Origin of the sequence: Lactobacillus kefiranofaciens (genome assembly GCF_900103655.1) — a bacterium.
In the GTDB taxonomy this organism is placed as follows: Bacteria; Bacillota; Bacilli; order Lactobacillales; family Lactobacillaceae; genus Lactobacillus; species Lactobacillus kefiranofaciens.
In genome coordinates, this window is sequence record NZ_FMXC01000050.1 from 1 (window position 1) to 10,747 (window position 10,747).

At 38.7% G+C, this 10,747-nt stretch carries 9 protein-coding genes and 4 pseudogenes; all 13 read left to right on the top strand.

Annotation, left to right across the window (positions count from 1 at the left end; genetic code table 11):
* Window positions 1-302, top strand: a pseudogene (locus BLP58_RS10775) (transposase); the annotation flags it as partial.
* Between the two features lie 18 nt (window positions 303-320).
* Window positions 321-836 (top strand): annotated as a pseudogene (locus BLP58_RS10780) (Fic family protein); the annotation flags it as partial.
* 205 nt (window positions 837-1,041) lie between these two features.
* A pseudogene (locus tag BLP58_RS10785) lies at window positions 1,042-1,792 on the top strand (DeoR/GlpR family DNA-binding transcription regulator).
* A complete protein-coding gene (gene pfkB / locus BLP58_RS10790; RefSeq protein ID WP_013854800.1) occupies window positions 1,792-2,706 on the top strand; it encodes a 1-phosphofructokinase in 915 nt (304 codons plus the stop codon). The pseudogene BLP58_RS10785 and the gene pfkB overlap by 1 nt, the downstream one beginning before the upstream one ends.
* A gap of 19 nt (window positions 2,707-2,725) precedes the next feature.
* Window positions 2,726-4,723, top strand: coding sequence for a PTS fructose transporter subunit IIABC (locus BLP58_RS10795; RefSeq protein ID WP_013854799.1), 1,998 nt, complete (start codon window positions 2,726-2,728; stop codon window positions 4,721-4,723).
* A gap of 197 nt (window positions 4,724-4,920) precedes the next feature.
* A complete protein-coding gene (locus BLP58_RS10800) occupies window positions 4,921-5,196 on the top strand; it encodes an ArsR/SmtB family transcription factor (protein ID WP_013854798.1) in 276 nt (91 codons plus the stop codon).
* 240 nt (window positions 5,197-5,436) lie between these two features.
* On the top strand, window positions 5,437-6,336 hold the full coding sequence (locus BLP58_RS10805; RefSeq protein WP_013854797.1) for a metal ABC transporter solute-binding protein, Zn/Mn family: 900 nt from the start codon (window positions 5,437-5,439) through the stop codon (window positions 6,334-6,336).
* 39 nt (window positions 6,337-6,375) lie between these two features.
* A complete protein-coding gene (locus BLP58_RS10810) occupies window positions 6,376-7,023 on the top strand; it encodes a metal ABC transporter ATP-binding protein (RefSeq protein WP_025084307.1) in 648 nt (215 codons plus the stop codon).
* Window positions 7,023-7,817, top strand: coding sequence for a metal ABC transporter permease (locus BLP58_RS10815; protein WP_013854795.1), 795 nt, complete (start codon window positions 7,023-7,025; stop codon window positions 7,815-7,817). Before BLP58_RS10810 ends, BLP58_RS10815 begins: the two co-directional genes overlap by 1 nt.
* Window positions 7,818-8,071: 254 nt before the next feature.
* Window positions 8,072-9,593, top strand: a pseudogene (locus BLP58_RS10820) (L-lactate permease).
* A 173-nt stretch (window positions 9,594-9,766) separates the two neighbouring features.
* The gene (locus tag BLP58_RS12180; RefSeq protein ID WP_013854794.1) at window positions 9,767-9,928 is read left to right on the top strand and encodes a hypothetical protein; all 162 of its coding nucleotides are present in this window, start codon (window positions 9,767-9,769) and stop codon (window positions 9,926-9,928) included.
* Window positions 9,929-9,937: 9 nt separating this feature from the next.
* Window positions 9,938-10,102 (top strand): hypothetical protein, encoded by a 165-nt coding sequence (locus BLP58_RS12220; protein WP_013854793.1) that lies wholly within the window; start codon window positions 9,938-9,940, stop codon window positions 10,100-10,102.
* 525 nt (window positions 10,103-10,627) lie between these two features.
* Window positions 10,628-10,747: MerR family transcriptional regulator (locus BLP58_RS12510; protein ID WP_369596150.1), on the top strand; the 120-nt coding region annotated here is incomplete at its 3' end.

Below are 10,747 nucleotides of genomic sequence, written 5' to 3' on the forward strand. Positions count from 1 at the left end.
TGACCAAGGCTGTCAATATCAGAGTCCCCAATACCAACGTGCCTTAAAACCTTCAGGGCATTACTCAAAGCATGTCTAGAAAAGGCAATTCCATGGATGATGGTTTAATGGAGAACTTCTTTGGTCTGCTTAAAACAGAGATGTTTTACGATCAAGAGTACAAATACCATAGCCTTCAAGAATTAACTCAAGCTATTAAAGAATATATTGAATACTATAACGAAGAAAGGATAAAGAGTAGACTAAAAGGCTTAACTCCGAAAGAATATCGGAATCAAGCCTCTATTAATCCTGTATTTTAAACTGTCTAATTTTTAGGTCTCAGTTCATTAATCTTATCTGTTGCCTTTATTTTTGATTTCGTTTCAATTCACCCGTTTCGTGATGGTAATGGCAGAATGTCTCGACTTTTGATGCTGTTAACAATGTATCGTTCTGGTTTTGAAGTAGGAAAATATATCAGTCTAGAAAAAATAATTGAAGATAGTAAAGAAACTTATTATGATACTTTGGCTCAAAGTTCAGCCAATTGGAATGAGAATCAAAATAACTATGCCCCGTTTATTGATTATTTCTTAGGCGTTGTCGTTAGGGCTTACCGTGAATTGATTGAAAGAATAGGAATTGTACATAATCCTAAGCAATTACGGGCTGATAAATTAATTCTAAAAACCTTGCAGCAGCAATTGCGGCCACTTTCACGGGCAGAATTAGTAGAGTTAATCCCGCAGTATAGCCAGACAACTATTCAGCGCAATTTAAAGAAATTAAAAGAAGAGCAAAAAATTTCTCCTATTGGAAAAGGAAAAAATATTAAATACGTTCTTCGTCAATAATATTTATTCTTAGTCAAATAGGGTAAAATGACTACGAATAATGATGAATGACGAAGAATAAATCAGTCATGCAGCAATGCATGACTATTTTTGTGCAGATAAATGAATCTTATTGAACAATAATAAATAATTTTGAAACATTTTGAATGAAAATGATTGATTTTGAATGAAAAAGCGGATACAATACTAATCGAGGTGAAAAATGATGCTGACACAGGAACGTCAAAGCTTAATCGAAGACTATGTCAACCAGCACGAATTGTGCCGCGTTAGCGAATTATGCGATTTAACTGCAACATCTGAATCAACTATCCGTCGTGATTTGATTCAAATGGAAAAAGATGGACTTCTTAAGCGCGTACATGGCGGTGCTCAATCAGTCAAGCATTTCTCTCGTGATGTTTCTCAAAACGTCCGTTTTAGCATGAACCATGATACTAAGATCGCGATTGCTTGCGGTAGAACATTTTGTTCATCAGGGCGATAATATCTTCATCGATGCAGGAACGACCACTTATGAGATGGTGCCGTTCTTAGTAGAGATTCCTAACGTGAAGATTATCACCAATGGCGTTGAAACGGCGTTATGCAGTCTTAACCATGGTATTAAGACTTTCTTAGTTGGCGGCGAGGTCAAGGATGACACGCATGCCGTAATTGGTCAGACTGCCTTAGCGCAGATCAAGGCGATGAATTTCACAGCTAGTTTTATTGGAGCTAACGGGATTGAACAGAACGGCAATATAACGACGCCGGATCCTGAAGAAGCGGCCATTAAGATGGCTGAGATTAAACAAGCCAGACATGCATATGTCTTAGCTGATTCGTCTAAATTGGGTGAGCGCAACTTCGCTGTTTTCGCCAATACCAAGGATGTCTGCGTGATTACAGACTCACTTAAAAACAGTCAAAAATCGGCATTACCTGCCGAGATAACTTTAGAGGAGGCAAAATAATGATCTATACAGTAACTGTTAACCCAGCGCTTGACTATGTTCTTCAATTAGAAAAAGTCAACCGCGGTGAAGTTAACAGAACCAATAATGATTCATTTTTAGCAGGGGGTAAAGGAATTAATGTTTCTCAAATCCTTAACCAATTAAGTGTTGATAACACCGCTTGGGGCTTTGTCGGTGGCTTCACCGGTAAGGAATTGGTTCGTCAATTGAATCAAAAGAGAATCGAAAGCGACTTCGTTACTATTTCTGATAACACCCGTGTGAACGTTAAGATTCACGCAGAGAAGGAAACTGAAATCAACGCAGCTGGTCCTAACATTACTGATCAAGAAATCACTGCCTTCAAGGATCGTTTAAACGATTTGAAGAAGGGTGACATCGTAGTCATGAGTGGTTCACTTACTCCAAGTCTGCCAACTGATTTTTATCAATCACTTCTTCCTACTATTAGAGAAGCTGGTGCAGAATTTGTCGTTGATACTACTGGTCAAGCTTTACTTGATACCTTGGAATACAAGCCATTGGTAATCAAGCCTAACCACCATGAATTGGCTGACCTCTTTGGCGTAACCTTCGATTCAAGCGATGTTATGCTTGAATATGCACAAAAGCTTTTGGCTAAGGGTGCTCAAAACGTCATGGTTTCAATGGCCGGTGAAGGTGGCTTCCTTCTTACCAAGGACCACGTTTACCACGCTAAGGGTGCTGTTGGTACTGCTGTTAACTCAGTTGGTGCCGGTGACTCCATGATCGCTGGTTTCGTTGGTACTTACTACAAGACCGGTGACGCCAAGGAAGGCTTCAGAATTGGTATGGCTTGTGGTGCTGCTACTGCCTTTACTAAGGATATTGCAGTTAAGAGTCAGATCGATGCAGTACTTCCACAAATTAAGGTTGAACAAATTTCTTAATTAACGAGGGGAAAGATATATGAGAATTAAGGACATTTTAAGCCCTGAGTCCATGATTATGGACCTTAAGGCCAAGAATAAAGAAGATGCCATTAAAGAGATGGCTGACCTTGAAGTTGCAACCGATATCGTTAATGATGAAGATGCATTTATCAAGTCCATCTGGGACCGTGAAAATGAATCAACTACTGGTATCGGTGGCGGCATCGCAATGCCACACGCACGTAACAAGTCAATCAACAAGGCACGTGTATTGTTTGCCAAGAGTAAAGATGGCATTGACTACAACTCGCTTGATGGTCAACCCGTTCACTTATTCTTCATGATTACTGCACCAGCTGGTGCTGATAATACGCACCTGCAAGCTTTAGCTAAGCTTTCTGGCTTATTGATCAACCCAGATTTAGTTGAAAAGCTAAAGGCTGCTAAGACGCCTGAAGAAGTTATTGACCTCTTTGAAAAGGCTGAAGCTAAGAAGGACGAAGAAGACAAGAAGGCTGCCGAGGCTAAGAAAGCTAAGGAAGCTGCTAAGGCTCAAGGCAACTCCGATGATGACAATAAGCCATTGATTGTTGGTGTTACTGCATGTATTAACGGTATTGCCCACACATACATGGCTCAAGAAGCCTTGATCAAGGAAGGTAAGAAGCGTGGCATCGAAGTTAGAATCGAAACTAACGGTTCTGAAGGTGTCAAGGACAAGCTTACTCCTGATGAAATCAAGCGTGCTAAGGGTGTCATCATTGCTTCTGATAAGAAGGTTGACATGCCACGTTTTGATGGCAAGCATTTAGTTAACCGCCCAGTTGTTGACGGAATCAACAAGCCAGGCGAGTTGATCGATGACATCATGGACAGCAAGGCTGACGTTTACCACGCAAGTGCTCAAGATAAATCTGAAGAATCAGCAAGTACTGAAAAGCCAGGCGTATGGGCAAGCATCTACAAAAACTTAATGAACGGTATCAGTCATATGTTGCCATTCGTTATTGGTGGTGGTATCTTAATGGCCATCTCATTCATCGTAGAAAACTACATGGGTGGTCCTAAGACACCTGCCTTCATCTTCTTAAACAATGCTGGTAACTTGGCTTTCGCCTTCATGGTGCCAGTTCTTGCTGCTTACATTGCCGAATCAATCGGTGATTTGCCAGCCCTGATGCCAGGTTTTGTTGGTGGTTACATGGCTGCGATCGTTAATGGTCAATTCCAAGTTAACGTTCAAGCACACGCAACTTCACCAGCTGGTTTCTTAGGTGGTATTGCTGCAGGTTTTATTGCCGGTTACTTAATGGTTGGTTTAAAGAAGCTATTTGCTAACTTGCCTCATTCAGTTGAAGGTATGAAGCCAATGCTGTTCTATCCAATCTTAGGTTTGCTCTTAATTGCAGCAATCATGTTCTACATCATCAACCCAATCTTCAGTGGAATCAACTTCGCTATTACCCACTTCTTGAACAGCATGGGTACTGGTAACTTGGTACTTCTTACTACTATCTTGGCTGGTATGATGTCAATCGATATGGGTGGTCCTTTTAACAAAGCTGCATATGTCTTCGCTTCAGGTGCGTTCGCTAATGACCCACACTCAGCAACTGCTGCTATCTTGATGGCTGCCGTTATGGTTGGTGGGATGGTTCCACCATTTGCTACAGCTATTGGTACTGCATTCTTTAAGAACAAGTACACTATGGAAGAACGTCGTGCCGGTGTTTCTAACTGGGTATTAGGTTTCTCATTCATTACTGAAGGTGCAATTCCATTTGCTGCTGCTGACCCAGGTCATGTTATTCCTTCATGTATCATTGGTTCAGCTGTTGGTGGTGCCTTAGTTGGTCTTTGGCACGTTGGTGTTCCAGCTCCTCATGGTGGTCTTTGGGTATCACCACTTGCTGGTAACATTGGTGGACCAAGTCACATCTTATTCTACTTCTTAGCTACCATTATCGGTTCTATTGTAGCCGGATTGATCATGAGTTTCTGGAAGAAGAACGTTAAAGACGATCCAAATGAATAAAAATTATTAAATAAATACAGTTATTAGACAAAATCTAACACAATATGTAAAAAACGTATTATAATAAAGTTGTCTTGATGATCTCTACTTAAATCAAGATATTCTGTTATGTTTTGCGCTACCTTCGGGTAGCGTTTTTTTGTGGTCAAAATAGTATTATAATTAGAGTACTGTAGAACTAATTAGGTGGAGTTAAAATGAACGATCAGATTATCCGGATTACCCGGGCACTCAATCATCCAATTCGGATTCAAATTTTATATTATTTAAATGACAATCATAAAAGCAGCGTTAACAATTTAGTTAAACAATTCGATGTTAGTCAGCCAGCTATTTCACGACACTTGCATATTTTGGAAGAAGCTAAGCTAGTGAAGAGTGAACGAGTTAAGCAAGAAAAATATTATAGCTTGGCAGATAGCCACATTATCAAGATTTTGGACGGAATTAGGCAACACGTGAAGGAATCTTAGTTTGACAATTATATAAAAATATGTTTATATAATAATGTAATTCTAGACAAGACATTTAATTAGATTCAGCGATTTCTTTAAGAGACTTAAATTATTGATAGCATCGGGTCTAAGGGACTTCGGTGCTATTTGTGCATTCTAAAAAATGTTGACATGCTTTAAAAAGAGGCTTATTCTAGCTTTAAATTAAAAATTGCTGAGTTTTTGATTTAAATGTCTTTTTTGTATGGAGGAAAAATTATGCAAAAAGTTAAATCTAGAATTACGAAATCCGTTTTTGTTTTAGGATTGATTGGCTTGGTCATGTTCTTAGTTTCGGCATGTTCAAGCAATAAAAAAGCAAGTAATAGTTCAGACAAGATCTCAATTGTAACTACTACTAACGTTTATTCAGATATTGCCAAGAATGTTGTGGGTAAGTATGGCGATGCTAAGGCTATTATTACCAATAGTTCTACTGATCCGCACGATTTTGAACCAACCACTGCAGATGCTAAGAAGCTGACACAGGCTAACATTATTGTGGCTAATGGTTTGGGTTATGATAGCTGGATGAATAAGCTGGCTAGTTCCGTTAGCAAGAAGCCCGTTTTAGTTGGTGAAGACTTGATGGGTCTTAAGAAGGGTGACAATCCCCATATTTGGTATAATTTAAGCATGCCAACTAAGTACGTTGATTATTTAGTCAAGCGTTTATCTAAGATTGATAAAAACCATGCCGCTTACTTTAAGGCAAATGGTGAAAAGTACTTAGCTAAGGTTGATAAGATTAAGCAAATTGCTAAGTCAGTAGATAAAAAGACTAATAAGCCAGTCTTTGTTAGTGAACCAGTCTTTGATTATGCATTAGAGGAAGCTGGTTACAAGGTTGGCGACAAAGAATTTGAAGAAGCTGTTGAAAATGGTACTGATCCAAGTCCTAAGATGATCAACAAGATGACCAAGGATATTGAAGATAAGAAGATTGCCTTCTTTGTTAACAACACACAAGCAAGCAGCTCAACAGTGAAGACTTTTGTTAAGCTGGCTAAGAAAAACAATGTTCCAGTATTGAATGTACGTGAAACGATTCCTAACCACACTACTTACTTAGCTTGGATGAGAGAAAATTACCAAAACTTGGCTAATATTAATAAATAGGGATAACGAGTTAATTTGGTAAGTAAAGGGGATGCTGAATTGATTTTAGATGTGAATGATCTATCGATGCGATTCGATACTAAGACAATTTTTGAGAAGTTGAACTTTCACCTTGAAGAAGGTTCAATGACTGCCTTGCTTGGCCCTAATGGGACGGGGAAGACGACATTAATTAGAATCTTGATGGGGATGCTGGCACCAGTTGAGGGAAGCTACAAGTTTGCTTCAGATGTAAGGCTGGGCTATGTACCTCAATTTAGAAATATTGATTCAGAGTATCCATTATCAATTCGGGCCTTTATTGAGTTGAATGCACCACTTTTTAAAACCAAAAAAGTCAGAGAAAAGGTTGACTATCAATTGGCTGAAACCCATTTGACCAGTATTCAAAATACCAGAATGAGTGAAGCCTCAGGGGGACAAAAACAGCGGGTATATTTAGCCCAGGCTTTGCTGGATCATCCTAATATGATTATCTTGGATGAGGCAACGGCTAGTCTAGATCCTGTCGCTAAAACGGAGCTAATGGATCTGCTTAAGCATTTGAATAAGCACCATAAGATTACCGTGCTATTTGTTACTCATGATATTCCTTTGGCTAAAAAGTACATGACTAATTATCTGTATTTGAACAAGGGGACAGTTAGACAAGGTAAGATGAGTGAATTTAAGGAGGACTTCGCCTAATGTTTCAATATGAATTTATGCGTTATGCCTTCTTAGCAAGTACATTTATCGCAATTACCTGTGGCGTAGTTGGCGTGTATGTTGTAGCTCGCAGCTATGCTTTTCTAGCCCACACTTTGTCAGAAATCGGCTTTGCCGGTGCGGCTTTTGCCGTGTTTATCGGGATAGCGCCGTTATGGGGGATGCTCCTGTTTACGCTGCTTGGTTCGATCGGCGTTGGTGAGCTATCTATTCACAGCGACCAGAAGGAATCGTCGATTAGTGCGATCTCCGCTTTGTTCATTGGTTTAGGTGTCTTATTCCTAGCGATTTCCAATTCTAATAGCCGCTATGCTACTAACATTTTGTTTGGTAGTATTATCGGGGTCGACCGCCAGGGCGTAATCCAGCTGATAATTTTGTCAGTTATCGTGTTGGTAATGATTCTGCTGGTACAAAAGAATCTTAACTTTGATTCATTTGACCATATCGGTGCCATCGCGCATGGCGTGCATACTGGTTTTGTCGGCATTATCTTTTTAATTGCTTTGGCTATGTCAGTAGCGATCGGTGCGCAGATTGTTGGTTCATTGTTAGTTTTTATTCTGCTAACTCTGCCAGCTTCAACGGCCCGTTATATCGGCAGAACGATCCCGGCAATGATTGCTTGGTCGATTGTGATTGCCTTAATCGGCGTTTGGGCCGGCCTTTACTTAGGCTTTATCACTAATTGGCCCGTAACGTTCTTTATTGCGACAATTGAGGTAGTAATCTATTTAGTCGCATATGCTATTCATGTAATTAAACACCGTTAAATGATAATACCAGGTTGAAAACTGTTCAGCCTGGTATTTTTTTGCGTAGAAAAAAGAACCACTCTGTTCCAAGGAGCAGTTCTAAAATGATGTGAGAAATTTTACTTTCCATTAATTGTTATATAGTTTGTTAGCCCAACTTGCAAGTAGAAATTGCATAAATCGTAATAAATCCTAAAATCGATGATCTAGATTTTAATTTTTGCCTGATAAATGATTAAATAATATAGAATACATTTTTATTGGAGGACTTTATGTGGCTTAAATTTGCACTGGCATTAATCCCAATTATTTGGTTAATCATTTCATTGGGCGTAATGCGTATGCCAGCTGCATGTGCTTGTGTAATTGGCTTAGTATTAACAGGCGTACTGGCAGTTGTCAGTTTTAAATTACCAGTTTTAGATACGATGACAGGTGCTTTAGAAGGCATCATTATGGGCATCTGGCCGATCATGTTCGTCATTGTGATGGCTTTATTTGCGTATAATGTAACCACTGAATCGGGCGGAATGAAAACCATTCAAGACATGCTGGCCACCATTTCGACTGATAAGCGAATTATCGTCTTGATCATTGCCTGGGGCTTTGGTGGCTTTCTGGAATCAATCGCTGGCTTTGGTACAGCGGTAGCAATTGCGGCCGGTATCTTAATTGCCTTTGGTTTAGATCCAATTAGAGCGTCGGTAATTAGCTTGATTGCCAATACAACGGCCACGGCATTTGGTGCAATTGGTTTGCCAATTTTAACATTGGCTGAGATCACTAATTTAAAGCAGGAAAACTTATCCTTCATTGTCACTTTACAATTATTTGTATTGGTAGTACTGGTACCGTTCATTTTAGTAATTTTAACAGAAGGCAGTATCAAAGCGGTTAAAGGCGTGGGCTTAATCACCCTGATGTCGGGATTAGGGATGGCTATTCCCCAGGTAATAGCTGCTAAATTCGTCGGTGCAGAATTACCTGCCATTGTGGGTTAACTTTGCTCAATTGCCGTCACTGTGCTGTTTACCAGATGGCATGAGGATGAGGAAGAACCTGATGTCGAACGACCAAGTATGAAGGCAATGCTTAAAGCTTGTTCACCATTTATCTTGGTTTTTATCTTTGTAATTTTGGCATCATCATTAGTGGCACCGGTAAGCAATTTGCTTAATAAAGTTACTACTAACTTAGTTGTCTATACCGGGAAGGATCCGAATACGCTGGCTATTAGCTGGCTGACGTCCCCAGGTACTTTGCTTTTTGTATCTACATTAATTGGGGGCACGATTCAAGGCGTTAGCTTTAAGAAAATGATGCAGGTTTTAGGGCAATGCATTAAGAGTGTGTGGAGGACCACCATTACGGTTTGTGCGATTGTAGGCTTAGCCAAAGTAATGGTTTATGCGGGAATGACAGATGCTTTAGCTGTTGCGTTAGTTAGCTTGCTTGGACCAGTTTACCCATTGTTTGCACCGCTGATTGGAGCGTTAGGAACATTTTTAACTGGTTCGGCTACTTCGGCTAACGTGCTGTTTGGTAACTTACAGTTGTCAGCTGCAGCGGATTTAGGCGTAAGCAAGTATTGGGTCGTAGCGTCGAACATGACGGGTGCTACGGCAGGGATGCTGTCGCCGCAGAACATTGCAGTGGGCAGTGGCGACTGGTGCAATTAGCCGCGAAGGCGATGAAGGCGAGATCCTGAAGGAAACCGTTAAGTGGGGTAGCCTGTATCTGGTGGTTTGCTGCATCTTCTTGTATGTAGTTGGGCTGGTTGCAGGGATGATATAGAATGAAAGGCAATTGTATTGGGAGGATACGGTTGCTTTTTTGATTTGGAAAATAGGACCATAATGCAGAATATGATTCGAATGGTGCAGAATATGACGATTTTATTTGTGGGATTGAGCGAGTAGTAATATTGATGATGTAAAGATTAATGAATTGAAAGGAAGTTTTGAATTATGAAGAAGTTGAATGAAAAGGAATTAGTTGAAGTTAAGGGTGGATTTGTTGGTGGATTAGTTAATCCAAATGTAAGTTTTATTTCATGGACGAATATGACGAACATGATAAAAAAGATAAAGAAGAATAAAAAGCGGGCACATTTCTTTGGAATATTTTAGAGAAAAATAATGAGTTTAATTTTTATAGAATTAGTTGTTTCGCCTATTTTAGATCTTTGGATTTTTTATAAGATCACTAATTTAAAATTTAATAAAGAAACCGCTCTTTTTTCTGTTCTGTTTATAGCAATATCGATTTTTTGGGAAGATGTGGTGCAGATGATTTTACAGTAGACATTATTCAAATTAGTGGTATTTTTTATTTTATTTTCAAGTACACAAAAAAAGAAAAATATTTGGTGCAGCTGTTGTATTCGAGTTATTTGATTTGTTTTCTTCGATAGTCTTTGGAATATTTATTCTGTTATTTGGAATAAGTATTAATAAGAAAATAATATTAATAGCATTGGCTATAGATATTTTGTTGATATTATTAGTGCAAAAGTTTTCTGTAAAAATACATAAATTATTAACTGATGAAAATAATTTGATTTTTATTAGTTTGATTTCCTATATTTATTTGTCTAGTGAAATCGTTTATTATTTCGTGTTAAAAGATAATCATATTACGGAGGTACTTGAAGTATCTTTATGTTTATTAATACTTCAAATATTTTTTGCTATATTAGCTTATATAGTCAGAAATTATTAGTTTAATTATTTCATAAGCAATCACTTGATATGATTGCTTATTTTTAAGTCTTGCTTTAATGACTTTATGAGTATATATGATATAATATTAGTGAAGGAGATGATCTTTTGAAAGCTGGAAAAGTGATGGATTTGCTTCAAATCAGTCGTTCAACTCTGAAACGCTATCGTGAAAAAGGAATCCTTGAGGCTAAAAAATTGCCAACCGGTCAATATGATTTTGATGAT